Annotated in this window: 23 protein-coding genes; 16 read left to right on the top strand and 7 right to left on the bottom strand. The window is 68.8% G+C overall.

Going from position 1 to position 24,501, the window contains the following annotated elements:
- Nucleotides 1-77 precede the first annotated feature (77 nt).
- On the top strand, nucleotides 78-989 hold the full coding sequence (locus BpN12_RS09710; protein WP_246794675.1) for an AraC family transcriptional regulator: 912 nt from the start codon (nucleotides 78-80) through the stop codon (nucleotides 987-989).
- A 49-nt stretch (nucleotides 990-1,038) separates the two neighbouring features.
- On the opposite strand, the gene BpN12_RS09705 is transcribed toward BpN12_RS09710, so the two are convergent.
- Together BpN12_RS09705 and BpN12_RS09700 are read right to left on the bottom strand one after the other, a co-directional pair.
- Complete coding sequence (locus BpN12_RS09705; RefSeq protein WP_246792278.1) at nucleotides 1,039-1,836, bottom strand: YkgJ family cysteine cluster protein; 798 nt, start codon at nucleotides 1,834-1,836, stop codon at nucleotides 1,039-1,041.
- A 220-nt stretch (nucleotides 1,837-2,056) separates the two neighbouring features.
- Nucleotides 2,057-2,884: an AraC family transcriptional regulator gene (locus BpN12_RS09700; RefSeq protein ID WP_246792277.1), complete on the bottom strand. Its 828-nt coding sequence runs from the start codon at nucleotides 2,882-2,884 to the stop codon at nucleotides 2,057-2,059.
- 173 nt (nucleotides 2,885-3,057) lie between these two features.
- Here BpN12_RS09700 and BpN12_RS09695 point away from each other — a divergent pair, with 173 nt between their 5' ends.
- The 4 genes from BpN12_RS09695 (at nucleotide 3,058) to BpN12_RS09680 (ending at nucleotide 6,666) form a co-directional block, all read left to right on the top strand.
- Entirely contained in the window at nucleotides 3,058-3,756 is a 699-nt protein-coding gene (locus BpN12_RS09695) for an O-methyltransferase (protein WP_246792276.1), read from the top strand.
- Nucleotides 3,757-4,207: 451 nt separating this feature from the next.
- A complete protein-coding gene (locus tag BpN12_RS09690; protein ID WP_246792275.1) occupies nucleotides 4,208-5,506 on the top strand; it encodes a glycoside hydrolase family 5 protein in 1,299 nt (432 codons plus the stop codon).
- Nucleotides 5,507-5,611: 105 nt separating this feature from the next.
- Nucleotides 5,612-6,100: a hypothetical protein gene (locus tag BpN12_RS09685; RefSeq protein WP_246792274.1), complete on the top strand. Its 489-nt coding sequence runs from the start codon at nucleotides 5,612-5,614 to the stop codon at nucleotides 6,098-6,100.
- Nucleotides 6,101-6,225: 125 nt separating this feature from the next.
- Entirely contained in the window at nucleotides 6,226-6,666 is a 441-nt protein-coding gene (locus BpN12_RS09680; RefSeq protein WP_246792273.1) for a tautomerase family protein, read from the top strand.
- A 55-nt stretch (nucleotides 6,667-6,721) separates the two neighbouring features.
- On the opposite strand, the gene mmsB is transcribed toward BpN12_RS09680, so the two are convergent.
- The 3 genes from mmsB to BpN12_RS09665 all read right to left on the bottom strand — a co-directional run bounded on the left by mmsB (nucleotide 6,722) and on the right by BpN12_RS09665 (nucleotide 10,592).
- Entirely contained in the window at nucleotides 6,722-7,621 is a 900-nt protein-coding gene (gene mmsB / locus BpN12_RS09675) for a 3-hydroxyisobutyrate dehydrogenase (RefSeq protein ID WP_246792272.1), read from the bottom strand.
- A 24-nt stretch (nucleotides 7,622-7,645) separates the two neighbouring features.
- The gene (locus BpN12_RS09670; RefSeq protein ID WP_246792270.1) at nucleotides 7,646-9,172 is read right to left on the bottom strand and encodes a CoA-acylating methylmalonate-semialdehyde dehydrogenase; all 1,527 of its coding nucleotides are present in this window, start codon (nucleotides 9,170-9,172) and stop codon (nucleotides 7,646-7,648) included.
- A 97-nt stretch (nucleotides 9,173-9,269) separates the two neighbouring features.
- Nucleotides 9,270-10,592 (bottom strand): MFS transporter, encoded by a 1,323-nt coding sequence (locus tag BpN12_RS09665; RefSeq protein WP_246792268.1) that lies wholly within the window; start codon nucleotides 10,590-10,592, stop codon nucleotides 9,270-9,272.
- Between the two features lie 123 nt (nucleotides 10,593-10,715).
- Here BpN12_RS09665 and BpN12_RS09660 point away from each other — a divergent pair, with 123 nt between their 5' ends.
- Complete coding sequence (locus tag BpN12_RS09660; RefSeq protein ID WP_246792267.1) at nucleotides 10,716-11,666, top strand: LysR family transcriptional regulator; 951 nt, start codon at nucleotides 10,716-10,718, stop codon at nucleotides 11,664-11,666.
- 27 nt (nucleotides 11,667-11,693) lie between these two features.
- Here BpN12_RS09660 and BpN12_RS09655 read toward each other — a convergent pair whose 3' ends face one another.
- Nucleotides 11,694-13,034 (bottom strand): acyltransferase family protein, encoded by a 1,341-nt coding sequence (locus BpN12_RS09655; protein WP_246792265.1) that lies wholly within the window; start codon nucleotides 13,032-13,034, stop codon nucleotides 11,694-11,696.
- 154 nt (nucleotides 13,035-13,188) lie between these two features.
- Between BpN12_RS09655 and BpN12_RS09650 the strand changes: the two genes are divergently transcribed.
- Nucleotides 13,189-14,163 (top strand): 2-dehydropantoate 2-reductase, encoded by a 975-nt coding sequence (locus tag BpN12_RS09650; protein WP_246792263.1) that lies wholly within the window; start codon nucleotides 13,189-13,191, stop codon nucleotides 14,161-14,163.
- 60 nt (nucleotides 14,164-14,223) lie between these two features.
- Here the strand turns inward: BpN12_RS09650 and BpN12_RS09645 are convergent, their stop codons facing one another.
- On the bottom strand, nucleotides 14,224-14,940 hold the full coding sequence (locus BpN12_RS09645; RefSeq protein WP_246792261.1) for a FadR/GntR family transcriptional regulator: 717 nt from the start codon (nucleotides 14,938-14,940) through the stop codon (nucleotides 14,224-14,226).
- Between the two features lie 154 nt (nucleotides 14,941-15,094).
- On the opposite strand from BpN12_RS09645, the gene BpN12_RS09640 reads away from it, so the two are divergent.
- From BpN12_RS09640 to BpN12_RS09600, 9 genes are all read left to right on the top strand, one after another.
- Nucleotides 15,095-16,621 (top strand): UxaA family hydrolase, encoded by a 1,527-nt coding sequence (locus tag BpN12_RS09640; RefSeq protein WP_246792259.1) that lies wholly within the window; start codon nucleotides 15,095-15,097, stop codon nucleotides 16,619-16,621.
- 227 nt (nucleotides 16,622-16,848) lie between these two features.
- Nucleotides 16,849-17,880 (top strand): 2-keto-3-deoxygluconate permease, encoded by a 1,032-nt coding sequence (locus BpN12_RS09635; protein WP_246792258.1) that lies wholly within the window; start codon nucleotides 16,849-16,851, stop codon nucleotides 17,878-17,880.
- Nucleotides 17,881-18,185: 305 nt separating this feature from the next.
- Nucleotides 18,186-18,491, top strand: a complete 306-nt coding sequence (locus tag BpN12_RS09630; RefSeq protein ID WP_246792257.1) for a hypothetical protein — start codon at nucleotides 18,186-18,188, stop codon at nucleotides 18,489-18,491.
- A 210-nt stretch (nucleotides 18,492-18,701) separates the two neighbouring features.
- Complete coding sequence (locus BpN12_RS09625) at nucleotides 18,702-20,114, top strand: MmgE/PrpD family protein (RefSeq protein WP_246792256.1); 1,413 nt, start codon at nucleotides 18,702-18,704, stop codon at nucleotides 20,112-20,114.
- A 53-nt stretch (nucleotides 20,115-20,167) separates the two neighbouring features.
- Nucleotides 20,168-20,398, top strand: coding sequence for a tautomerase family protein (locus BpN12_RS09620; protein WP_246792255.1), 231 nt, complete (start codon nucleotides 20,168-20,170; stop codon nucleotides 20,396-20,398).
- Nucleotides 20,399-20,436: 38 nt separating this feature from the next.
- Nucleotides 20,437-20,652, top strand: coding sequence for a tautomerase family protein (locus BpN12_RS09615; protein WP_246792252.1), 216 nt, complete (start codon nucleotides 20,437-20,439; stop codon nucleotides 20,650-20,652).
- A 418-nt stretch (nucleotides 20,653-21,070) separates the two neighbouring features.
- Nucleotides 21,071-22,156 (top strand): 4-hydroxyphenylpyruvate dioxygenase, encoded by a 1,086-nt coding sequence (hppD, locus tag BpN12_RS09610; protein ID WP_246792251.1) that lies wholly within the window; start codon nucleotides 21,071-21,073, stop codon nucleotides 22,154-22,156.
- A gap of 65 nt (nucleotides 22,157-22,221) precedes the next feature.
- On the top strand, nucleotides 22,222-23,142 hold the full coding sequence (locus BpN12_RS09605) for a phytanoyl-CoA dioxygenase family protein (RefSeq protein ID WP_246792250.1): 921 nt from the start codon (nucleotides 22,222-22,224) through the stop codon (nucleotides 23,140-23,142).
- Nucleotides 23,139-24,470, top strand: a complete 1,332-nt coding sequence (locus tag BpN12_RS09600; RefSeq protein WP_246792249.1) for an aminotransferase-like domain-containing protein — start codon at nucleotides 23,139-23,141, stop codon at nucleotides 24,468-24,470. The genes BpN12_RS09605 and BpN12_RS09600 overlap by 4 nt, the downstream gene beginning before the upstream one ends.
- Nucleotides 24,471-24,501: the final 31 nt, after the last annotated feature.

Here is a 24,501-nt window from a genome sequence, read left to right as displayed (position 1 = left end):
CCTATTTCTATGAGGCCACCCGATCCACGATGAAACCGCCGAGCCCCGCCGCCGCCCGGCCCGGCGACCGGCAGCGCATGGTGACGCTGCTGCGCTCGCTCGCGCCCGCCGAAGGCTACAACCTGACGCCGCTGCCCGACGTGCGCGTGTTGCGCTCTGACCGCCCGCTCGCGCGCACGCCGGTGCTCTACGATCCCGGCATCGTGATCGTCTGCCAGGGCCGCAAGCGCGGCTATTTCGGCGATGAAGTCTATCTGTACGACGAGCAGCACTATCTGGCGGTGGCCGTGCCGGTGCCGTTCACGATGGAGACCGACGCCACGCCCGCGCGCCCGCTGCTCGCGCTGTATCTGCACCTCGATTTCCAGGTGGCGGCCGAGCTGATGATCCAGATCGATCGCCAGCCCGCGCCGGCGCGCGCCGAGGCGCCGCGCAGCATGATGTCGAGCCCGATGGACGCGCCGCTGCGCGCCACCGTGCTGCGCTTCCTGGAGGCGATGCAGCGGCCGCTCGATGCGGCGATCCTCGGCCCGTCGCTGGTGCGCGAGCTGTATTTCCGCGTGCTGACCGGCGCGCAGGGCGACGCGATGCGCGCCGCGCTGGCGATGCAGGGCCAGTTCGGCAAGATCGGCAAGGCGCTGCGCCGGATCCACGCCACCTACGCGCAGCCGCTCGACCTGTCGCTGCTGGCCGACGAGGCCGGCATGAGCGTGCCCACCTTCCACAGCCACTTCAAGGCCATCACGCAGACCTCGCCGATGCAGTACGTGAAGTCGACGCGCCTGCATCAGGCACGGCTGCTGATGGTGCGCCAGGACATGACGGCCGAGGCCGCCTGCCATGCCGTCGGCTACGCGAGCGCCTCGCAGTTCAACCGCGAATTCAAACGGCTGTTCGGCGCGACGCCGGCCGCCGAGACGAGGCGCATGCGCGAGAGTTTCGCGCTGCCGCCGCCGTTTGCCGGCTCCGAATACGTTTCATCGCATTGAGGCGCGCCGGGTTCATTCGCGGGGTCGTTCGCCGGTCCGGCCGGCCGATTCAGCCCGGTGTGTCGGCCTCGAAGAAGCCGAGATAGGCGGGCGCGTCGGCGGCCGGCGACGCATCGGCGAGCCGCGCCGACGCGTCGATCGACTGCAGCGTGGCGAGCGTCGCATGACGGTTCGTGATGAGGTGCCACGGGTAGGGCGAGGCGGGTTCGTGATGGTCGCTGTAGGCGGCGGCGAGCCGCGCCGCCTCGAGCGCGGCGGCGAGCTGGTCGCGCCCCGGCGAGTGGATCGCGAAGCCTTCGTTGGCGAGCGCGGTGGTGTCGTAGCCGAGCTGGGCGTAGAGATAGGCCTTGGCGAGCCGGTCGCGCGCATCGGCTTCGCGCGACTGCGCGATCAGTTCGGCCGTCTGCGCGTCCACCAGCTGGCCGCCGGCGATCAGCGGCGGGCGGTCCGGCGACCACGCTTCCGGCGGGCAGGCCTTCGAGGCGGGATCGAGCACCAGCGCCGGGCTGACCTCGGCCGGATAGATCCGGCACACGCGCGGGCGCAGCTCGTAGGCCCCGCAGGCCATGTCCGCGCGCAGATGCGGGCACGGCCCCGCGAACGACGCCACCAGCGTCACGGACACGCGCACCGGCAGCGTTCCGCAGTGCGCCGCGAACGAGCGGCGCCGCTTGTGCTGCGCCAGCGCGTTGTCGGGCGGCGGCTCCTCGGGCCACGGGATCGCGTCGCTGAACAGCTGCACCTCGCCGCCGCGCGCGAGCCAGATGATGGCTTCGTCGACGGACAGCGGCAGGCGCAGGTCGTGGCAGCAGCGGCCGCACATCGTGCATGAGAAATGAAGGGACATGGTGGGGCGCTCGGGCGGCAGAATGGGTCCGAACGGTCAGTTCGCTGCGCGGGCCGTGCCGGTTACAGCCATGCATGCGAAAAGTTGCCGGCGCGCCGCCGGCCGGCCACCGCCATCGGGCGATCGGCACCCGCCCGGATGCGCCCGCCCGCGCCCGGCGGCAGCCGCCTCAGGCCAACCCGGCGCGCTGCCGCCCGCTACCGCCGTTCCGCGCCCGCGCTCAAACCCGCTCCCCCGCCGCGTATTTCCCCGGCGACGTGCCGAGCGCCTTGCGAAACATCGTCACGAAGCTGCCCGCGCTCTCGTAGCCGAGCCCGTCGGCCACCTCCTGCACCGGCGTACCGGTGCTGAGCCACTTCACGGCCAGCATCAGGTGCAGCTGGCGGCGCCACTGGCCGAAGCTCATGCCGGTCTCGCGCGCGAGCAGGCGCGCCAGCGTGCGTTCGCTGAGCCCCACGCGTTTCGCCCAGGTGGCGATGGTGCCGCGTTCGGCCGGCTCGGCCATGATCGCGTCGACGATCCGGCGCAGCCGCGCGTCGGCCGGCATCGGCAGATGCAGCTTGTCGGTGGGCGCCGCCGCGAGTTCGTCGAGCAGCAGCGTGACGAGCCGCGATTCCACGCCGCCCTCGGCATAGAGCAGCGGCAGGCTGGCGGCGCGGATCACCAGCTCGCGCAACAGCGGCGTGGCGGACACCGCACAGCAGGCCGGCGGCAGGCCCGCGGCGGCGGCGCCGTCGATGAAGGCGACGTAGCACTCCACCGTGCCGGCGGTGGCCATCTTGTGCAGCACGCCGCCCGGCACCCAGATCGCGCTCTGCGGCGGCACCATCCAGAGGCTGCCCTCCACCTCGCCGGTCAGCACGCCGCGCAGCAGCAGCACGAACTGGCCTTTTTTATGGCGATGGAAGTGCATCTCCTGGCGGTCCGGATTCTGCCGGTCGAGATCGGCCATCACGATGCCGGAGGCGCCGAAGGTCACCACGGGACGCGGCACGAGATCGGGGTCGAGCCATTCGATGGGCTGCTGCAGGTCGGTCAGGACGGGCATGGTGGCGAGGCGGGCCGGTGGCGCGCCGGGGCGGCGAGCCCGAACGCAGGTTGGCAGGAAATCCGAATATTCTGGCAATCTTACCCAATGTGGCCAGCGCGATGAATCCCTACCATGCCGGAACGGCGGCAAGCGGACTTCCCCGCGCCGCATTTTCCGGAGTCGACGACACCATGGATTCACTGAGTACCGGCCGCGTGGCGCAAACCCTGCAACGGCTGTTCACGGAGGCGGAGCAGGCCGACCGGCCGCTGATGGAGTCGTTCATGCAGGCCGAGCAGCCCGAGCAGCTGATGGCCGAGATCATCGCCGAGCATTTCGCCGGCGAGGCGCGCGACCTGCGAGGCTTCTATCACGGCTACGCCGACAATTTCCTGAACGTGGCGCCCGAATACGGCCGCTTCCTCTACCAATGCGCGCGTGCGCGACAGGCCACGCGGATCGTCGAGTTCGGCACCTCGATGGGCATCTCCACGATCCACCTCGCCTCGGCGCTGCGCGACATGGGCGGCGGCCGGCTGATCGGCACCGAACTGGAGCCCGGCAAGGCGGCGCGCGCGCGGGCCAACCTCGAGGCGGCGGGGCTTGCCGATCTGGTCGAGATCCGGGTGGGCGACGCGCGCGAGACGCTGGCCGACCTCGACGGCGAGATCGACCTGGTGCTGCTCGACGGAGCGTTCAGCCTTTACCTGCCGGTGCTGAAGCTGCTCGAGCCGCACCTGAAAAGCGGCGCACTGGTGCTGGCCGAAAACGCCTTCGAGCATGACAACCCGTATCTGGCCTATGTCCGCGATCCCGCGAACGGCTACCTCTCGCAGCCGATCCCGATCAGCGAGGGGCGCGGTAACGAATTCAGCGTCGTCACGCGCTGAGCGGCGCGCGTCTGTCGGGATTTTCCGGGACGTAAGCGAAGTCGGCACGCCGTGCCGGATACGGGCGAGGCGCCGCCGTGTTACCGTGTTCCCACATCGTGCATGCCAGGTCGGTGTGCTGCTGTCGAGTAATTTGTAAGGAATACTGATCGGTATCGACGCGGCACGCCGATGCTGCCCGAACGCGAAACGATCGCGGCGAACGATAACGGTTTCCGGAACGGTTCGTGGCCGGCGAAGCGAGGGCGATTCGACGTGGCCGTTGCGCGTGACGGGCGGCATGCGCGGTGAGAGGGGCGGGTAGCACGCGGTTCGCATCACGCAGGGCCGGTGGCGGCATGATCCGGGCGGGCCGAGGGCCGGCGGATACGCGCGTGCCGGTCTCGTATCCAACCAGCCCGGCGCGGCCTCGGGCCGAGGCGCGGTGTCGGGCGTGAGACGAGACAGTCCGATGACAACGAACGACACAACGAACAACAGGGCAACGAACGACACGACGAAGCACGCCACGACCAGCAGGTCCGCATGGGGGCGCCTGCGCCGCGCCCCGATCATCGCCGCCATCGCCGCCGGCGTCATGACGGCCGCCGCGAGCGCCGATGCGCAGGCCCTGTCGATGCTGCGCGCGAGCGGCCGGCAGATCGTCGATGCGAGCGGAAAGAGCGTGGCGCTGCGCGGCGTGAACCTGGGCGGCTGGTTCGTGATGGAGAGCTACATGTCGCCGATGGACGCCGGCAGCCTGACCGACACCTACAGCGTGATGACGCAGCTCGACGCCTCGTATGGCGTGGCCGAGGAACGCGTGCTGATGAAGGCCTACCAGGACACCTGGATCCAGGCGCAGGACTTCGCCAACATCAAGGCGGGCGGCTTCAACACGGTGCGCGTGCCGCTCTGGTGGGGGCAGTTCTTCGACCTGACCAACCCCACCATTCCGGGCTGGCGCAGCGACGCGTTCGCGGAACTCGACCAGCTCGTCGCCAACGCGGCCGCGAACGGCATCTACGTGATCTTCGACATGCATGGCGTGATCGGCGGGCAGGGCACCGACCCCGACACCGGCCGCGCCAACGTCAACCAGTTCTGGAGCAACAGCGAGTACCAGTCCGACACCGCCTGGATGTGGTGGCAGATCGCGAACCACTTCAAGGGCAACGCGACCGTGGCCGGCTACGACCTGATCAACGAGCCGACCGGCGCGCCGGACACGGCGGCGGTATGGAGCGCGTATGCGAAGCTCTATACCAGCATCCGCAGCGCCGACCCCGATCACATGATCTTCATCGAGGGCACGTTCGGCAACTGGAACTGGGACATGCTGCCCCCGCCTTCACAGTACGGCTGGACCAACGTCGTCTACGAGATGCACGAGTACCAGTGGAACGCGAACGGCAACGCGTCGGTGATCGACGCGGGCGCGGACCGCCAGGCCACCGACTTCGCCAACCACGCCTCCTGGAACGTGCCTGGCTACATCGGCGAATTCAACGCGTTCCAGGGCGGCGCCGCCGCGTGGCAGCACAGCATCACGGCCTACGACAACGCCGGGCTGAGCTGGACCTCGTGGGCCTACAAGGCCGTGAACGGCGTGGCGCCGAACTACTGGGGCTGGTACGACCCGACCTACTGGCCGGCGCGGCCGAACGTGTCGACCGATTCGGCCTCGGAGATCCAGCGCAAGTGGCAGCTGTGGTCGACCAGCGCGACCTTCGCGAAGAACACGGCGATCAACCTGAAGCCGTCTTATTGACGGGCGCACCCCGCGGCGGGCGGCGGGACCGCCCGCCTGCGCGATGCCACGGCGCAATGGTATGCTGCCTCGCCGGAAATTCAACCGCCGAACATCGAGGGAAACATGAGCGCGTTCCTGCAAGGGCTTTTCAACGATCCTGAATTCGTGGCGCAGATCGAGGACGGTATCCGCGATCGGCTGATCGGTCAGGAAACCGATCTCGACCATCGCGACGTGAACTGGGATCCGCCTGCCACGATCACCGATGCGACCGTCACCGAACTCGACTTCACGCCGGGCGACTCGCCCGACAGCAGCATCGAGGTGACCGGGCGCGCCAACGTGACGGTCCATTACATCGACTCGAACGACGAGAACAGCGAGCACGAGATCACGCTCGACGGCGACGTGATGGCCACCATCTCGCTGGACCTGCCCGACGACGTGACCGACGACAGCGACGCCGAGGACTTCCTCGACGACGTGGAAGTGGACTGGGACGCCGACGACGTGACGTTCAGCCCCGACGTCGAGGGCGAGGAGCCGCCCGAGGATGACTACGACGACGAGGATGGCCCGCGCGGGAACGATGACGAGGACGAGCGGGACTGACGTGCCCCCGGGGTCGAAGCCGCAAGCCGGCGGCGGGTTAACCCTTTCTGGTTCGGGCCACGCCCGGCCCATAAGATGGGGCGGCAACCGAAGCGAACCCGCATCCGCTTGACGGAGAGAACGCCATGCCGACCTATGTCGTGTCCGCCGCCGAAGGCCGTTTCAGCCAGGAAGAGAAGGAGAGGATCGCGCGCGGCATCACGCAGGCGCATAGCGGTGCCACCGGCGCGCAAGGTTTCTTCGCGCAGGTGATCTTCCAGTGGATCGCGGCCGACGATCATTTCCTCGGTGGGCGCGTCCACGATGCGGACCCCATCTACGTCCACGGCACGATTCGCGCCGGACGCACGGCCGAACAGAAAAGCCGCCTGCTGGAGGACCTCGTCGAGGTCGTCGCCGGCGCGGCGAACACCGGCAGGCGCCACGTCTGGGTCTATCTCGCGGAGCTGCCGCCGGCCCAGATGGCCGAGTACGGCCGGGTGCTGCCGCAGCCGGGCGGCGAAGCCGGCTGGCTCGAGGCGCTGCCGGCCGAGGACCGCGACTCCCTGCTCGGCCTCGACAAGTAAGCCTCGACAAGTAAGCCGCGGCGCGGCCGGCATACCGGCAGCGCCGCGTGCCTCGTCAGCCCGCCACGCGCGACTTCGCGCGATACAGCCCGATCACGGACGAGAAATCCAGCCCGCCGCCGCCGTTCGCGCTGAGCGCCTGGTACAGCTGCTGCGCGAGCGCGCCGAGGTAGGCCGGCTGCCGGACCGACTTCGCCGCGTCGGTGGCGAGGCCGAGATCCTTCAGCATCAGGTCGGTGCCGAAGCCGCCGGTGTAGCCGCGCGAGGCCGGCGCGGTCTCGATCACGCCCGGGAACGGGTTGTAGGTGTCCGCGCTCCAGCAGCGCCCGGTCGAATGCGAGACGATTCCGCCCAGCACCTTCGGGTCGATGCCGAGCGCCTCGCCCAGCGCCATCGCCTCCGACACGCCGGCCATGGTGATGCCGAGGATCAGGTTGTTGCAGATCTTCGCCACCTGGCCCGTCGAGACCTCGCCGCAACGCACGACGTTGCTGCCCATCGCGCGCAGCAGCGGCTCGATGGTCTCGAACAGCGGTTGCGCGGCGCCGACCATGAAGGTCAGCGTGCCGGCCGCCGCGCCGCCCGTGCCGCCCGAGACGGGCGCATCCACGAAGCGGTTGCCGTGTGCCTCGGCAACCTCGGCCATGGCCTTCACCGTGGCCGGATCGATGGTGCTGCAATCGATCACGATCGCGCCCGGCGCGAGGCCGGCCAGCACGCCGTCGTCGCCCGTCAGCACGTGCCGCACGTGGGCGGCGGCCGGCAGCATCGTGATCACGCGCTCGGCGTCGTTCGCCGCGTCCTTCGGCGAACGCGCCACGCTCGCCCCGGCGTCGGCCAGCGTGCGCAGCGCGGCCGCGTCGAGGTCGAACACGCGCAGCGCGTGCCCCGCCTTCAGCAGGTTGAGCGCCATCGGCGCGCCCATGTTGCCGAGCCCGATGAATCCGATCTTCATGATGTGCTGTCCTCGTCGCGTGGCTCAGCGCAGGCTGATGGTGGTGTTCACGCCGTCGTTGACGGTCGCGTCGTCGAACCAGCGCGCCGTCACGGTCTTGGTCTGGGTGTAGAACTGCACCACCTGCTTGCCGTAGGGGCCGAGGTCGCCGAGCTTCGAGCCGCGCGAGCCGGTGAAGCTGAAGTACGGCACCGGCACCGGGATCGGGATGTTGATGCCGACCTGGCCGATGTCGATCTCGCTCTGGAACTTGCGCGCCGCCGCGCCGCTCTGCGTGAACAGCCCCACGCCGTTGCCGAACGGGTTCGCGTTGACGAGCGCGATCGCCTCGTCGAGCGTGGCCGCCGTCAGCACCACCAGCACCGGCCCGAAGATCTCCTGCGTGTAGATCGACATGTCGGTGGTGACGTCGCTGAAGATGGTCGGGCCGACGAAGTTGCCGTGCTCGTAGCCCGCCACCGTCACGTCGCGGCCGTCCAGCGCGAGCGTCGCGCCGGCCGCGATGCCTTCCTCGATCAGCGACAGCACGCGCGCCCTGGCGGCCTTCGAGACCAGCGGGCCGACGTCGGTGCCGGCCTCCACGCCCGCGTTCACCTTCAGCGTCCTGGCCTTGGCGACGAGATCCGGCAGCCACTCGCGCGCGGCGCCCACCAGCACCACCGCCGAGGTGGCCATGCAGCGCTGGCCGGCCGCGCCGAAGCCGGCGCCGGCCAGCGCGTTGAGGGTCTGCTCGCGGTTCGCGTCGGGCAGCACCACCGCGTGGTTCTTCGCACCCATCATCGACTGCACGCGCTTGCCGTGCTCGCTGCCGAGCCGGTACACGTGGGTGCCCACGGCGGTCGAGCCGACGAACGAGATCGCCTTGACGAGCGGATGCGTGCAGATCGCGTCCACCACCTGCTTGCCGCCGTGGACCACGTTGAGCACGCCCTTCGGCACGCCGGCCTCGATCGCGAGCTTGACCAGTTCCATGGTGGAGAGCGGATCCTGCTCGGACGGCTTCAGCACGAAGGTGTTGCCGCAGACCAGCGCCATCGGGAACATCCAGAGCGGGATCATGGCGGGGAAGTTGAACGGCGTGATGCCGGCGCACACGCCGAGCGGCTGGCGCAGCGTGTAGGTGTCGACGCTGCCGGCCACGTTCTCGGCGAACTCGCCGAGCTGGAGCGTGCCGATCGAGCAGGCATGCTCGACCACTTCGAGCCCGCGGAAGATGTCGCCCTCGGCGTCGGGCAGCGTCTTGCCCTGTTCGGCGGTCAGCACGGCCGCGATGCGGGTCTGGTTCGCGCGGATCAGCTCCTGGTACTTGAGCATGATGCGCATGCGCGCGCCGATCGGGGTGGTCTTCCACTTCGCGAACGCCGCGTGCGCGGCGCGGGCGGCCGCGTCGACCTCGTCGACGGTGGCGAACGGCACGCGCGCGAGCACCTCCTGCGTGGCGGGATTGACGATGTCGCGCCACTCGCTCGTGCTCGACTCGACGAATTCGCCGTCGATCAGCAGCGGAACCTTGGCAACGGTTGCTACGTTATCCTGAATGACTGCGTTCATGCTTGACTCTCTGGTTGAATTGGCGTGGCCCTGCACGCCGGATTGAATGAGGGGGAAGGCCGGCCCGCGCTTCCTGCGCGCCGGCCGGCGTCGCGGGTCAGGCCGCCTGGCGCGGTTCCCTGCCGTCGCGCAGGCACGCGGCACACAGCAGCGCGATGATGCCGAGCGCGACCATGTAGGCCACCACGTAGCGCGGTTGGCCGCCGCCCGCCGCCAGTAGCGCGGTGGCGATCATCGGCGCGATGCCGCCGCCGAGCACGCCGGCCATCTGGACCGACACCGAGATGCCGCTGTAGCGCACCTGTGCCGGGAACTGCGCGGCGAAGAACTGCGATTCCGGCGCGTAGAGGATCGGGAACACCACGCCCACGCCGAGCACCATCGCCCACCAGACCAGCATGGCGTGCCGCGTTTCCAGCATCGAGAAGAACGGCGCCGAGAACAGGCACATCACCACCAGGCCGATCATGAACAGCCGCTTCTGGCCGATGTAGTCGCTGAGGTAGCCGGCCAGCGGCATCGTGAACAGCGACAGCGCGGCGCCGGCCGTGATCGCGTGCAGGATCGCCGCCTTCGGGATCTTCAACTGGTTGGCCGCGTAGGACAGCGCGAACGCGACCACCAGATAGAACCAGGTGTTCTCGGCCGTGCGCGCGCCGATGATGGCGAGCAGCGCGCGGCGATGGTGGACGATCACGGCCGCCACCGGCGACTTCACGCGCGCGCCGTCCTGCTTCAGCTGTTCGAAGTCGGGCGATTCCGGCACGCGCGTGCGGATGTACCAGCCGATCATCAGTAGCGCGACGCTGGCGAGGAACGGCACGCGCCAGCCCCACGACAGCAGTGCCGGCTCGGGCAGGTTCGCGACCACCGCCATCGCGCTCGACGAGAGGATCAAGCCAAAGCCCACGCCGGTCTGCGGAAAGCTGCCGAACAGGCCCTTCTTGCCGGGCGGCGCATGTTCCACCGCCATCAGCGCGGCGCCGCCCCATTCGCCGCCCACCGCCATGCCCTGGATGAAGCGCATCGCCACCAGCAGCCCCGCGGCCCAGTAGCCGATACTCTGGAACGACGGGATCAGGCCGATCGCCATGCTCGGGATGCCCATCATCAGCAGCGTCGCCATCAGCATCGACTTGCGGCCGATGCGGTCGCCGAAGTGGCCGAACACGAGGCCGCCCATCGGCCGCCCGACGAAGCCCACGCCGTAGGTCGCGAACGCGGCCAGCGTGCCGAGCACGGGATCGAGCGTGGGGAAGAACACCTTGTTGAAGACGAGCGCGGCGGCGGTGCCGTAGAGGAAGAAGTCGTACCACTCGATGGTGGTGCCGGCCATGCTTGCCCAGCCGGCCACGACGTAGTCCCTGCGTGACTTGTGCGTGGCCCGCGGCATCGCGGCGGCCGATGATTGAAGGTCCATGTTGTCTCCGGTCTTGTTGTCCACTGAGGGGAATCCCCATGGCGCGCTGCTCTTGATCGCAACGTCACGCCGAGTATAGTTCTTTGATTTTCCACACGAAATAACGCTAAACGCCCATCCGTTATGCAAAAATCCACAAGCGAGGCACATCGGATCAACTGGGACGACCTGCGGTATTTCCTTGCGGTGGCGCGCTTGCAGACGGCGAGCGCCGCCGCGAAGCGGCTCGGCTGCGATCACACCACTGTGGCGCGCCGCGTGCGCGAACTGGAGGCGTCGCTCGATACCGTGCTGTTCGAGAAATCGCGCGCGGGGGGCTTCGCGCTGACGGCCGAGGGGCAGCGCCTGCTCGCCTATGCCGACCGGATCGAGAGCGCCGTGCAGTCGGCCAGCGAGCAGTTCAAGGGCAGCGCCGACCTGCTGTCGGGGCATGTGCGGATCGGCTCGACCGAAGGGTTCGGGTCGTTCTTCCTCGCGTCGCAGCTCGCGCATTTCTCGCACGCCCATCCGGAGATCTCGATCGACCTGCTGCCGGTGCCGCACTTCGTCAGCCTGTCCAAGCGCGAGGCCGACATCGCGATCCTGCTGGAGCGGCCCGAGCGCGGCCAGTACGTGCATACCAAGCTCTGCGATTACCGGCTGCGGCTGTACGGGACGCGCGAGTACCTGGCGCGGCACCCGGTGTCGGCGCGCCTGGCCGAATTGCGCGAGCACGTGTTCCTGAACTACGTGAACGATCTCGTGTTCAGCCCGGAGCTGCTGTATCTGGAGCGCGTGATCCCGGGCGCGCATTCGAACCTGTCGACCACCAGCATCGTCGCGCAGTATCACGCCGCGCTGCAGGGCACGGCGCTCGCGATCCTGCCGTGCTTCATGGCCGAGCCGGACCCGCGCCTCGTGGCCGTGCTGCCCGACGAGGTGTCGCTGATCCGGCATTTCTGGCTTTGCTGCCGCGAGGACATTCGCGGGCTGCGGCGCATCTCGGCGCTATGGAATTTCCTGCGCCGCGCCGCGGAGATCAATCAGGCGTTTCTGCTCGGGGATCACGCGCAGATGGGGTTCGAGGTGCTGTAGGGGGCGGGCCGCTCGCTGCCGCCCGGATCATCTGTCGGCCGCCGGCCGATTTGGCTGGCCCGAGAGGATGTTGTCTCGTGAATCTCTGAGCAGGCAGGACGACAACCTGGCCGCGATCGAGATGCTGGCGCGATCAATGTAGCGCTCATAGACAACCGAGACCGCCATCGTCGTGATCACGCACGCCAGAATCGAACTCGAGGCCGCCACGAGGTATGCAACGTGTCCGTGCAGCGAAGCGAAAATCCAGCATCCGAGGCTGCAGATGATCGGAACATGGATCAAATAGACCGAGAACGAGACTTTCCCCAGAAACCTGAAGGCACGTCCCGACAACATGGCCTGAAGCATTGTGCTTCGCAGCAGCGCCGCCACCAACGCAACGGCGCCCACGCACTTCGAGAGCACGACGTTGTCCAGTGTCATCCCGTTGATCTCGATTTTTCGCACCGCCAGCGCGTGGTAGAAATGCCCGTCGTTGAGGCCGCCGAGCATGAGGGCGGCAACGATCAGGCAAAAAATGATCGCGGGGTGCCAGGTCTTGCCTTTTTTGAACTCGGTAAGGATCAGGCCGAAAATCATGGCGGCGTAGTAGATCCCCGGCGTGCCCAGATTCGCCACGGCAATCAGCGCCGCGCCAAGGTAAATGGCTGTTCTCCAGCGTCGCAGCGGCTCGCACATGACGGCGAGCGCGATGCAGAGCAGCGCGCCATAGAATTCGAACGCCATCGTCCAAAGGCTGGAGTTGTACGTCGCGTGCCCGAGCAGAACGGCACCGATCACGGCCTCATGCAGGGCTGACAGGAAGTCGGCGGGCTGCTTGTAGAAATAGCCGAGCCATATCGATTTCGACAGCGGCGCGACTTCCTGATTGAACATGAACCCTGACTTGATCAGGACATAGGCGAGCATCACCGAGGCGAAGGCGGGGATCATCAGGCGCGGAAACCTTTTGACCGCGCTGGTTTTCCACCTGGCCGGGCTCAGAGTGAGGACGTAGCCGCTGAGCACGAAGAAAATCAGTACCGCGAAGCCGCCGTCAAAAAAAACATGCAGGACGGGCAGATTGTATAAAGGGAGGTCGGCGGCGGTGTGAACGTTGTCCGAGGTGCCGAAGGCGGCTGCCGGAAAGAAGGCACCGATCAGATGGCCGGCCATCACCGCCATCGCGCCCGCGCCGCGCAAGCCCTCGAGGAAATGGATTTTTTCTTTGCGTGGTGTTGGCATGGGGGTCGGGCGTGCCGCGAAAAGAGGTCGAATTTTAACTGACAACGGCGCGTGATACGCTTTTTCAGCGAACCGCCTTCGGGCGGCTTTTTCGTCGATGGGGTGCCATGGAAAGGGGGGCCATGGGAAGCCGTCCCGCATCCAGCGCAGCCACGCGCCTGACTCGCGCGTGTCTCGCGCGTGTCTCGCGCGAGGCCGGTGGCGACACGAATCGAGGCGCGCCGATCGATGCGCTGCCCAACCGCGCGGCCGGCTACCGCGATGCCGATCGACCCTTGACAGGAGCAGACAGGCAATGAAGGTCACCATCTACGGCGCCGGCGCGATCGGCGGCTGGATCGGCGCGCGGCTCGCGCTGGCGGGCCACGCGGTCTCGGTGGTCGCGCGCGGCGCCGCGTTCGACGCGCTGCGTCGCGACGGGCTCACGCTGATCGAGCAGGGCGCCACGCAGGCCGTGCCCGTCACCGCCAGCGACGACCCGGCCGCGCTCGGCCCGCAGGAACTGGTCGTGATCGCGGTGAAGGCGCCCGCGATGGCCGACGTGGCCGCGCGCGTCGGCCCGCTGATCGGCGAGCACACGGCGGTGCTGACGGCGATGAACGGCGTGCCGTGGTGGTTCTGCGCCGGGCTCGGCCCCGCGCTGGCCGACACGCGGCTCGTGTCGGTCGACCGCTCGGGGGCGATCGCGGCCGCGATTCCCGCCGCGAACACGATCGGCTGCGTGGTGCATGCGAGCTGCCAGCAGCCGGCGCCGGGCGTGGTGCGCCATCATCAGGGCCGGCGCCTGATCGTGGGCGAGGCGGCGGGCGAGCCGCGCGAGCGCACGCGGCACATCGCCGAGGCGCTGACGGCGGCCGGCTTCGAGGTCGAGCTGTCGCCGCGCATCCAGCGCGACATCTGGTTCAAGCTGTGGGGCAACATGACGATGAACCCGATCAGCGCGCTGACGGGCGCCACCACCGACCGCGTGCTCGACGACGAACTCGTGCGCGGCTTCGCGACTCGCGTGATGAACGAGGCCGCCGCGATCGGTCGCGAGATCGGCATTCCGGTCGAGCAGGACCCGCAGGAGCGCCATGCCGTCACCGCGAAGCTCGGCGCGATGCGCACCTCGATGCTGCAGGACGTGGAGGCGGGCAAGCCGGTGGAGATCGACGCGCTGGTGGCGAGCGTGCGCGAGCTGGGCGCGATCGTGAAGGTGCCGACGCCGTTTACCGATGCGCTGCTCGGGTTGATCCGCTTGCGGGCGCGGGTGCTGGGCTTGTATTGACGATCGATCGGGCGTGGGGCATCGGGTTCGGGCCGCGCCTGCGATCGGACCGCCAACGCGCTACACGTTGAACTGCCGCCCCACGTAATCGATATGCACGAACATCGCCTGCTGCGCCGCGTCCGGATCGCGGTCGCGGATCGCGCGATAGATGCCCTCGTGCTGATGCAGGCGATCGCGCGCCTGGATCGCGGCGTTCGCGTTGTTGACGGTGGCGTCGTAGGTATTGCTCGCGATGTGTTCGCGCAGCATCGTGATCACGCTCGCGTAGAACTGATCGAGCAGGCGGTTGTGCGAGGCGGCCGTGAGCGTGGCGTGGAACTCGCCGTCGGTGGCGGCTTCTTCATCGACGTCGGCGTCGCGCACGGCGGCCTGCATGCGTTCGAGGATCGCCTCGAACTTCTCCAGCTCGCGCTGCGACGAGCGCTGCGCCGCGAAGCGCGCCGCCGCGCATTCGAACACGAGCCGGAATTCCAGCGTCTCCGAGCGTAGCGGCGGCGTCTCGCTGATCAGCTGCAGCCACGGCGCGGCGAGCGCGGCCGGCTTCGCGCCGAGCAGGTAGACGCCGCTGCCGCGCCGCGTCTCCAGCAGCCCCTTGCTCGCGAGCCGCGCGATCGCCTCGCGGATGGTCGCGCGCGATACGCCGAACGCCTCGGCCAGCGCGCGCTCCGACGGCAGCCGCTCGTTGGCGCGCCACTGTCCCTCCGTGATGCCCGTCTCGATGCGCCTGACCGTGCTGGCCAGCGCGCTGGTGTTTCTCGTCCGACTTTCCACCATCCGCTCTCTTCCCGGCCCGCCCAAAAAAAGTGGCCTGACCAATTTGCGCCCGGCTTCGCGCCGGTCGCATGATGCGTGTGCCCGGCAAGCGCAAGCAAGGAACCACACGACTGGCGCGGCCCGGCAGCCCGACCCTACATACAGAGGAACCGACATGAGCCAAGCCACGCTCGCCATCAAGCTGCACGACAACGACGACGTGCTGATCGCCCGCGGCGCGATTGCCGCCGGAACGATTCTCGCCGAATTCGGCGATCTTGTCGCCGCCGCCGAGATTCCGCCCGCCCACAAGATCGCCTGCCGCGACGTGGCGCAGGGCGCGCCGGTGCGCCGCTACGGCCAGATCATCGGCTTCGCCACGCAGCCGATCCGCGCGGGCGAACACGTCCACGTCCACAACCTGTCGATCGGCGACTTCAATCGCGACTACGCGTTCGGCGAGGACCGCCGCGAGGTGGTGCCGGCCGCCGCGCCGCTCGCGTTCAACGGCTTTCGCCGCGCCGACGGCCGCGTGGCGACGCGCAACTACATCGGCGTGATCAGCACGGTGAACTGCTCGGCCACGGTCACCAAGCTGGTCTCGCAGCACTTCAGCGCGCCGGGCGCGCTCGACGCGTTCCCGAACGTGGACGGCATCGTGCCGATCACGCACAGCTTCGGCTGCTGCATCGATCACAACGGCGAAGGCATCCAGCAACTGCGCCGCACGATCGGCGGCTACGTCAGGCATCCGAACTTCGCCGGCGTGGTGATCATCGGCCTCGGCTGCGAGGCGAACCAGATGGGCGCGATGTTCGTGGCCGAAGGCGTGGAGCCGGGCCCGCTGCTGGTGCCGCTCGTGATGCAGGAGCAGGGCGGCACGCAGAAGACGGTGGACGCGGCGATCGCGGCCGTGCAGGCGATGCTGCCGATCGCGAACCAGGCGCAGCGCGAGCCGCTGCCGGTCTCGCACATCAGCATCGCGCTGCAGTGCGGCGGCTCGGACGGCTATTCGGGCATCACGGCCAACCCGGCGCTCGGCGCGGCGGTGGACCTGCTGGTGCGCCACGGCGGCACCGCGATCCTGACCGAGACACCCGAGATCTACGGCGCCGAGCATCTGCTCACGCGCCGCGCGGTGAGCCGCGAAGTGGGCGAGAAGATCGTCGAGCGGATCCACTGGTGGGAAGCCTACGCCGAGCGCGAGAAGGGCAGCATCGACAACAACCCGACACCGGGCAACAAGGCGGGCGGCCTCACCACGATCCTCGAGAAATCGCTCGGCGCGGTGGCCAAGAGCGGGTCGTCGCCGCTGATGGGCGTATACCGCTACGCGGAGCCGGTCGACACGAACGGCCTGGTGTTCATGGACGCGCCGGGCTACGACCCGATGGGCGCGACCGGCCAGATCGCGAGCGGCGCGAACCTGGTGGTGTTCACCACCGGCCGCGGCTCGTGCTTCGGCGCGAAGCCGGCGCCGTCGATCAAGGTCGCGACCAACTCGACGATGTACGCGCGCATGGTGGACGACATGGACATCAACTGCGGCGAGATCATGGAAGGCACGGCGACGGTCGAGCAGAAGGGCGAGGAGATCTTCCGCATGATCGTGGAGGTGGCCTCGGGCGGCAAGAGCAAGAGCGAGGCGCTCGGCGTGGGCAACGAGGAATTCGTGCCCTGGATGATCGGCGCGCAGATGTGACGGCGGCGGCGCGCGGCGGTGCCCGCGCGCCACGCATCGCAACGCGTTTCGAATCCGCGTCGCGCGTGTAGCGCGCGGCGTGGCGTCGGCTCGCCGGGCATCGGTGATGCATCGGCGGCGGTCCGACAACGTATCGTCGCCCCCGGCATTCGTGCGGGCGGCAACCCAGGCGGCAATACCAATACCGGCGAGGCGCGCCACGCGCCCGATCCGGCAGGAGACTCGACATGAACATCAAGAAGGCCATCGAACGCTTCCCCGGCGGCATGATGGTGATCCCCCTGCTCTGGGGCAGCATCCTCAATACTTTCGCGCCGAAGGTGCTCGGCATCGGCAGTTTCTCGACGCAGCTCGCGCACGGCGCGCTGCCGATCCTCGCGGTGTTCTTCGTCTGCATGGGCGCCGAGATCCAGCTGCGCACGGCGCCGCGCGCGCTCAAAAACGGCGCGGCGATCACGCTGGCCAAGCTCGTGAGCGGGGTGCTGATCGGCCTGCTGGTCAGCAAGCTGTGCGGCCCGCAGGGCTTCCTCGGGCTCTCGGGGATGTCCGTCATCGCGGCCGTCACGAACGCCAACATGGGCCTCTACGCGGCGCTCACGCGCCAGTTCGGCGACGAGGTCGATCGCGGCGCGCTGGCGGTGCTGTCGATCCTCGAAGGCCCGTTCGTGACGATGGTCGCGCTGGGGCTGTCCGGCCTCGCGCGGATCCCGGTGCTGGATCTGGTGGCCACCGTGCTGCCGATCGTGATCGGCATGGTACTCGGCAACCTCGACGAGGACATGCGCAGGTTCCTCAAGTCGGGCGGCGACCTGCTGATCCCGTTCTTCGCGTTCGGCCTGGGCGCGCAGATCAACCTGCACGCGATCCTCGGCGCGGGGCTGTCGGGCATCGTGCTCGGCCTCATCACGCTGGCCGCCGGCGCCTGCTTCAACGTGCTGGCCTCGCGGCTCGCGGGCGGCACCGGAGTGGGCGGCATGGCGGCCGCGACCACGGCCGGCAACGCCGTGGCCACGCCGACCGCGATCGCGGCCGTCGATCCGCGCCTCGGCTCGCTGGTGGCCGTGGCTACGCCGCAGATCGCGGCCTCGACGATCGTCACCTCGCTGCTCGCGCCGCTCGTGACGGCCGCGTATGCGCGCTGGCGGATGCGCCGGGTGCCGCGTTCAGCGGCGCACGAGGCGGCCGCGGTCGCGGCACGCGATGCAGGACACGGCAGCGCGCCGCATCGCGAGGCGGCACCGGCCGATGCCGGCGGCTGACACGCGGCATGCGCCCGTTCGTGACGCCTGAGAGACGCTCGCGTGAATCGTCACGGACTTCCCTCCGTCCGTCTGCACTTTTTGCACGGCTTGTCAAAACCGCCCACGCCGGCGCAGCGATCTGCAAGCGTGCAGCCGGCCCGCGTGGGCTTCGCGCCGGCAGCGTAGAGAACAGGCGCCGCCTGCCGCGGCGGGCGGCGGCCGGATCGGGCGGCGCGCTTGCCGCCGCCCGATCCCACGCCGCGTGCGATCGCGGCACGGCGCTTGCGGAACGTGGTGTCCCAGTCACTCCATGGAGCTCCTTCATGACGCTACCCGTTCGCCTCATCGCCACCACGGCCGCTGCCTCGATCACGTTGTTCGCCGCGCTCGGCACGACCGCGTCCGCGCAGACGCCGCCGTCCACGCCGCCCGACATGGCCCAGCAGGCGCGCGCCACGACCGCGCCGGGCGCACGCGGCGAGGATCCGCACTATCCGAACAAGACCGACATGTCGGCGGGCCGCACCGGCGGCGCGATGCAGCACGCGCCGATGCAGCCGCCGATGCATCGCAACGACGCCGCCAGCCCGAACGGCGCGCGCGGCAGCGGCATGAACGGCGGCGGCTGACGCGCCCGCCATCGCCGGGCATCGTCCTTCCCGGGCGGCCCGGTGCCATCGCCGTCCGCTCACCGGCGCGCGCGCGATGCCAGGCCCGGCGGCGCGCCCGCGTGCCGCCTCGGCTATCTCCCGGCCTGATATCCCTATCCCGATCTTTCGTTTGTCGTGTCCGGCGTTCAGTGCGAACGTGATGGAAACGGCTGCAGGAGACGAAAGACAATGGATCAACCCACGATCGTTCAACGCATCGGCGAATTCGCCCATGCCGCGCGTGCCGAGCATCTGTCCGCCGAGGCGCGCACGCGGTTCAGGCACAACGTCCTCGACAGCCTCGGCTGCGCGATGGCGGCGCTGCCGGGCCCGCCGTTCGCCGCGCTGCGCGAGCAGTTCGACGAATATCGCGGCGCCGGCGGCAGCTGCACGCTGATCGGCGGCGGCCGCGCCTCGCCCGATCAGGCGGCGCTCTACAACTCGGGCCTGGTGCGCTACGTCGATCTGCTCGACAGCTACATGTCGCCGGGCGGCCTCTGCCATCCGGGCGACAACGTCGGCACCGTGCTGGCCGCGGCCGAGCATGCCGGCGCGAGCGGTGAAGCGTTCCTGCTCGCGCTCGCGGTGGCTTACGAGATCCAGGCGCGCATCACGGCCGTGGTGCCGGTGATGGAGCAGGGCTTCAATCACGCGATCCAGCTGGCGATCTCGGCGGCGGCGGGCGCAGGCAAGCTGCTCGGCCTGACGGCGCAGCAGCTCGCGCACGCGATCGCGATCGCCGCGGTCGACAACGTCTCGCTCGCCTGCGTCCATGCCGAACCGGTTTCGCAATGGAAGGGCTTCTCGCCCGGCATCACCGGGATGCGCGCGATCTATGTCGCCTCGCTCGCGAAGCGCGGCTTCACGGGGCCGCTGCGTCTGTTCGAAGGACCGAACGGCCTCGAGCGCATGTTCGCGCAGCCGGTCGAGGTGGACTGGGCCGACCCGCGGCTCGACGTCGTCCACCAGACCGTGATGAAGAAATACTGCTCGCTGATCCACGGGCAGCCGGTGCTGGAAGCCACGCTGGCGCTGCGGCGCGCCCACGCGATTCGCGCGGAGGACGTGGAAGCCGTGGAATGCGAGATATTCCAGAGCGGCTACGAGATCGCGGGCGGCGGCGGGTTCGGCGCGAAGGACCGGCCGCGCACCAAGGAGCAGGCCGACTACAACCTCAAGTACCTGATCGCGGTGGCGCTGCTCGACGGCCGCGTGGGGCCGGCGCAGCTCGAACCCGAACGGATTCTCGCCGACGACGCGCAGCGCCTGCTCGCGCGCGTCACGGTGCGGCCCGATGCGACCTTCAGCGCCCGGTATCCACAGGCGCTCGACACGCGCGTAACGATCCGCTGCCGCGACGGCCGCACGCTGTCGAAGCAGCACGTCGGCTTCGAGGGCGGCCTCGACAACCCGCTCAGCTGGGCGCGCACCGTGGAGAAATTCCACTGGCTCGCCGAGCCCTATGCGGAACCGGACCTGCGCGACGAGATCATCGGCGTGGTCGGCGATCTCGAACACCGCCCGATCGCCGAGCTGATGCGGCTCATGGCGCGCGTGCATCGCGCGCCGACCTATCCGGCGACTCATCCCGGGATCCAGTGACGCCATCGTGCGTCGTCCATTCATCAGAATTGCAAACCAGTCAGGAGACGATCATGGCCCTCATCTCGTGCGACATGCGCACCGGCCGCACCGACGAGCAGAAACGCAAACTCGCGCAGGGGTTGATGCGCGTGGTCGGTGCGGCAACCGGCGAAACCCGCCACGATATCTTTCTGGTGATCCGCGAAGGCCGCGGCATCAATTTCGTCGAACACGGCGAGCATCTGCCCGATTATGTCGAGGGCGCGGCCAACGATCGCGCGCTGCTCGAACGACTCGAATAAGGCTGGATGCCGGCGCCATCATTGAAGGAAATCCGACCATGCCTTTTATCGAATGTCATATCAAGCAGGGCCTGACGCGCGAGCGCCGTGAGCAATTACTGCGCGAAATCATCGAGGTGACGCATGACGCGATCGGCTCGGACCCAAAGATCATCAACGTGATCATTCACGAACATCCGCCCGGGAATATCAGCGTATCGAGCCGTATCGACGGCGCGCAATACCACGGGAAATCCGGGGCCGGGCCGGCCTGAGTGCCGGCGGCGGGGCGGCCGGCATCACGCGCGGCATTCCCCACCGAATCCGCCGCCGGGCGAGCCTTCAAAGCCCGGCACCGTGTCCGCGCCGCAACGGCGCCGGCTTCGTATCGACATACACGACGTCGCACAACCCGCTTCGGACACCACGCGCCGCGATGGTTCCCGATATCGATTCGCATGTATGCACCAAATTGATAATCGATTCAAAAAAATAGCATTTTGTTGGTGCATTTCATGGTGGGTAATGCGATAAAAAAATGCATGGTCGGTGATTTTTAATAACAAAATAAATCACGTGCGAATCTGAACACGATTCGGTGGCAAATCTATTAATTCAATTCGAAAATTATCGAGCGGGTAATTTTCAATTGTGCTCAAATTCAGCCAGCTAATCCTTTCGTTCGAACCTGTGATGAATGACAACTTGTGTCTCGACTACGTGGAGCTGTTCGTCTCGGATGCCTGGAAATCGGCGTCCGAATGGATCGCCGCTTATGGATTCCGCCCGGCCGGGTGGCGCGTGCAGGGAGGTCTGGCCGGCACCGCCTATTCGCTGCTGTTGCGGCTGAACGGCGTCGCGCTGGTATTGACCTCGGCGCTCGACGCACGTCATCCCGCGCATGACTACGTGCATGCCCACGGCGACGGCGTGGCCAGCCTCGCGCTCGCCGTCGACGACGTCGATGCCTGCTACCGGCGCGCGGTGGCGGGCGGCGCGCGTGTGCTGACCGCGCCGTTCGTCGCGCAGGACGGCCGGCGCAGCGCCACGCTCGCCGCGTTCGGCGACCTCACGCACCAGTTGCACGAGCGCGCGCCGCGGCCCGGCATGCTGCCGTCCGGCTTCCAGCCGCTGCCGGACCAGCGCGACCCGTTCGGCGCGGCGCCGGGCGGCGGCCTGCGCGAGATCGATCATTTCGCGGTGTGCCTGCCGCACGGCGCGCTGCTGCCCACCGTGGGTTTCTACGAGAACGCGCTCGGCCTGCGCACGATCTTCGGCGAGCGCACCGAGGTGGGCTCGCAGGCGATGGATTCGCGCGTCGTGCAGAGCGACGGCGGCGGCCTGACGCTGACGCTGATCGAGCCGTCGGCCGGCACCGCCGGCGGCCAGATCGCCGACTTCCTCGAACGGCACGGCGGCGCCGGCATCCAGCACATCGCGTTTCTGACCGACGACATCGTCGAGGCGGTGGACGCGCTGCAGCGCGCCGGCGTGTCGTTCCTGCATACGCCGGGCGCCTACTACGACATGCTGCCGGCGCGCCTCTCGCTCGACGCCGACGAGGTGGCGGCGATGCGCCGGCTTCATATCCTCGCGGACCGCGACGACGACGGCCAGCTGCTGCAGATCTTCACCGAGACCACGCACGCGCGGCGCACGCTGTTCTTCGAGCTGATCGAGCGGCGCGCGGCGCGCACCTTCGGCAGCGGCAACATCGCGGCGCTCTATCGCGCGGTGGCGGCCGAAGCCGAGGCCACCAGCGCGACCGCCTCGTCCTGAGGCCCGCACTGCAGGACAGCCATTCCACGAGAGCCTTTCCACCCGCCATTCCGAGAGAATCCGTCATGTCCACCGTTCACGCCTTCGCGCTGTCCGAGGCCGACCGCGCCCTGCTGCCGACCGACGACGACGTCCGCTTCTACCAGCAGCACGGCTGGTGGCTGTCGAGCGCGCCGCTCTATACCGAGGAGGAGGTCGCCGCGTTCGAGGCCGCGGCCGAGCGCTATTACGCCGGCGAGCGCGACCGCGGGCTGCCGGTGGTGCCGCCGAAGATCGCCTACTGGCGCCCCGAGGACGGCGACGTGCAGCGCCACAACGACTACGTCCATTACGAGTTCGATGCGTTCCGCCGCCTGCTGACCAAGCCGCTGATCGGCGCGGTGGCCGCGCGCCTGGCTGGCGTCGACGACATCCGGCTGTTCCAGTCGACGCTGATCCGCAAGCCGCCGAAGCCCGACGAGCCGAGCAACGTGGTGCCGTGGCACTTCGATCGCCACTACTGGTCGAGCTGCTCGTCGGAGCAGATGCTGACCGCGTTCATCCCGTTCCATCATTGCGACGAGCGGATGGGCACCATCACCATGATCGACGGCAGCCACCGCTGGCGGGAGCTGCCGACCGACGACAGCGTGGTGCGCCACTTCGCGAAGCGCGATCGCGCGACGCTGGAGGAGATGCTGAGCCGCAACGCCGAGTTCAACGGCGACGTGGTGCGCAAGGTGCCGGTGGTGATCCCGCAGGGCCACGTGAACTTCCATCATTGCCGCATCTATCACGGCAGCGGCGCGAATCGCGGGGACCAGCCGCGCCGCGCGGTGTCGCTGCATCTGCAGGACGGCGCGAACCATTGGCGCGGCTACCCGCTCAGCGACGGCAGCGTCTACCAGTACAACCACGACGCCGTGGTGCGCCGCACCGGCACGGGCGAGCCCGACTACGCGGACCCTGACGTGTGCCCGGTGATCTGGTCGGGAGCGGCGGCATGAACGGCGCCGTGCGTATCGAGGCCGGCGAGATCCACGCGCGCGACCTGCATCCGTCGCTCGACGATGCGTCGCTGCTGTCGATGAACTTCCTCAACGAGGTCACGAACCGCTTTCCCGACGCGATCTCGTTCGCACCGGGACGCCCGACCGAGGTGGCGTTCGACGCGGCGCTGCTGCATCGCTATCTCGACCGCTATCGCGCCTGGTTGCGCGACGAGCGCGGGCTGGACGAGGCGCAGATCACGCGGCAGCTGTTCCAGTACGGCCGCACCAAGGGCGTGATCCACGAGCTGCTGGCGCGCCACCTGGCCGTCGACGAGGCGATCGAGGTGGACCCGGACAGCATCGTCGTCACGGTCGGCGCGCAGGAGGCGATGTTCCTCGCGCTGCGCGCGCTGACGGCCGGCCCGCGCGACGCGGTGCTGGCGATCTCGCCGACCTACGTGGGCCTGACGGGCGCCGCGCGGATGCTCGGCGTGCCTGTCTATCCGGTCTCGGCCGGCCGCGCCGGCATCGATTTCGACGATCTCGCCACCCAGCTGCACGCCGCGCGCGCGGCCGGCCATCGCCCGCGCGCGCTCTACATCGTGCCGGACTTCTCGAACCCGTCGGGCGTGTCGCTCGGCGTGGACGACCGCCACCGGCTGCTGCAGGCCGCCGCGCGCGAGAACTTCTGGCTGCTCGAGGACAACCCCTACGGCCTGTTCGGCGACCCCGACGCGCGCCGCCCGACACTGAAGGCGCTCGACACCGGGCGCCGCGTGCTCTATATCGAATCGCTCGCGAAGAGCGCGTTCCCCGGCGCGCGGATCGGCTTCGTGGTGGCGGACCAGACCGTGGTGGGCGCGAACGGCGCGCGCGGGCTGCTCGCCGACGAACTGTCGAAGCTCAAGAGCATGCTGACGGTCAATACCTCGCCGGTCGCGCAGGCGGTGGTGGCCGGCAAGCTGCTGGAGCACGACTGCAGCCTGCGCCGCGCCAACGAGCAGGAGATCGGCATCTATCGCGACAACCTGCGCGACCTGCTCGACGGCCTGCAGCGCCGCTTCGCGACGCACGACGGGATTCGCTGGAACACGCCGGGCGGCGGCTTCTTCGCGGTGGTGACGGTGCCGTTCGAGGCCGACGACGCGCTGCTCGAATACTCGGCGCGGCGTCACGGCGTGCTGTGGACGCCGATGCGCTATTTCCACGACGGCCCCGGCGGCGAGCGGCAGCTGCGGCTGTCGTGCAGCGCGCTCGATCGCGAACGCATCGAGGCGGGACTCGACCGGCTGCGGGCGCTGATCGAGGACGTGAGCGGACAGGGCGGGCGCGCCTGCGCGTAGTGCCGATGGCGGCAGCCGCGCTGCATGGCTT

The organism is Burkholderia perseverans, assembly GCF_022870505.1.
Classification (GTDB): Bacteria; Pseudomonadota; Gammaproteobacteria; order Burkholderiales; family Burkholderiaceae; genus Burkholderia; species Burkholderia plantarii.
This window is presented reverse-complemented; position numbering and strand designations above follow the sequence as displayed.

What these genes read in the sequence shown, in the direction of transcription:
- BpN12_RS09710 (WP_246794675.1), top strand. Translation starts at nt 78, where the DNA reads ATGGTGACGCTGCTGCGCTCGCTCGCGCCCGCCGAAGGCTACAACCTG.
- BpN12_RS09705 (WP_246792278.1), bottom strand. Translation starts at nt 1,836, where the DNA reads ATGTCCCTTCATTTCTCATGCACGATGTGCGGCCGCTGCTGCCACGAC.
- BpN12_RS09700 (WP_246792277.1), bottom strand. Translation starts at nt 2,884, where the DNA reads ATGCCCGTCCTGACCGACCTGCAGCAGCCCATCGAATGGCTCGACCCC.
- BpN12_RS09695 (WP_246792276.1), top strand. Translation starts at nt 3,058, where the DNA reads ATGGATTCACTGAGTACCGGCCGCGTGGCGCAAACCCTGCAACGGCTG.
- BpN12_RS09690 (WP_246792275.1), top strand. Translation starts at nt 4,208, where the DNA reads ATGACAACGAACGACACAACGAACAACAGGGCAACGAACGACACGACG.
- BpN12_RS09685 (WP_246792274.1), top strand. Translation starts at nt 5,612, where the DNA reads ATGAGCGCGTTCCTGCAAGGGCTTTTCAACGATCCTGAATTCGTGGCG.
- BpN12_RS09680 (WP_246792273.1), top strand. Translation starts at nt 6,226, where the DNA reads ATGCCGACCTATGTCGTGTCCGCCGCCGAAGGCCGTTTCAGCCAGGAA.
- mmsB (WP_246792272.1), bottom strand. Translation starts at nt 7,621, where the DNA reads ATGAAGATCGGATTCATCGGGCTCGGCAACATGGGCGCGCCGATGGCG.
- BpN12_RS09670 (WP_246792270.1), bottom strand. Translation starts at nt 9,172, where the DNA reads ATGAACGCAGTCATTCAGGATAACGTAGCAACCGTTGCCAAGGTTCCG.
- BpN12_RS09665 (WP_246792268.1), bottom strand. Translation starts at nt 10,592, where the DNA reads ATGGACCTTCAATCATCGGCCGCCGCGATGCCGCGGGCCACGCACAAG.
- BpN12_RS09660 (WP_246792267.1), top strand. Translation starts at nt 10,716, where the DNA reads ATGCAAAAATCCACAAGCGAGGCACATCGGATCAACTGGGACGACCTG.
- BpN12_RS09655 (WP_246792265.1), bottom strand. Translation starts at nt 13,034, where the DNA reads ATGCGGGACGGCTTCCCATGGCCCCCCTTTCCATGGCACCCCATCGAC.
- BpN12_RS09650 (WP_246792263.1), top strand. Translation starts at nt 13,189, where the DNA reads ATGAAGGTCACCATCTACGGCGCCGGCGCGATCGGCGGCTGGATCGGC.
- BpN12_RS09645 (WP_246792261.1), bottom strand. Translation starts at nt 14,940, where the DNA reads ATGGTGGAAAGTCGGACGAGAAACACCAGCGCGCTGGCCAGCACGGTC.
- BpN12_RS09640 (WP_246792259.1), top strand. Translation starts at nt 15,095, where the DNA reads ATGAGCCAAGCCACGCTCGCCATCAAGCTGCACGACAACGACGACGTG.
- BpN12_RS09635 (WP_246792258.1), top strand. Translation starts at nt 16,849, where the DNA reads ATGAACATCAAGAAGGCCATCGAACGCTTCCCCGGCGGCATGATGGTG.
- BpN12_RS09630 (WP_246792257.1), top strand. Translation starts at nt 18,186, where the DNA reads ATGACGCTACCCGTTCGCCTCATCGCCACCACGGCCGCTGCCTCGATC.
- BpN12_RS09625 (WP_246792256.1), top strand. Translation starts at nt 18,702, where the DNA reads ATGGATCAACCCACGATCGTTCAACGCATCGGCGAATTCGCCCATGCC.
- BpN12_RS09620 (WP_246792255.1), top strand. Translation starts at nt 20,168, where the DNA reads ATGGCCCTCATCTCGTGCGACATGCGCACCGGCCGCACCGACGAGCAG.
- BpN12_RS09615 (WP_246792252.1), top strand. Translation starts at nt 20,437, where the DNA reads ATGCCTTTTATCGAATGTCATATCAAGCAGGGCCTGACGCGCGAGCGC.
- hppD (WP_246792251.1), top strand. Translation starts at nt 21,071, where the DNA reads ATGAATGACAACTTGTGTCTCGACTACGTGGAGCTGTTCGTCTCGGAT.
- BpN12_RS09605 (WP_246792250.1), top strand. Translation starts at nt 22,222, where the DNA reads ATGTCCACCGTTCACGCCTTCGCGCTGTCCGAGGCCGACCGCGCCCTG.
- BpN12_RS09600 (WP_246792249.1), top strand. Translation starts at nt 23,139, where the DNA reads ATGAACGGCGCCGTGCGTATCGAGGCCGGCGAGATCCACGCGCGCGAC.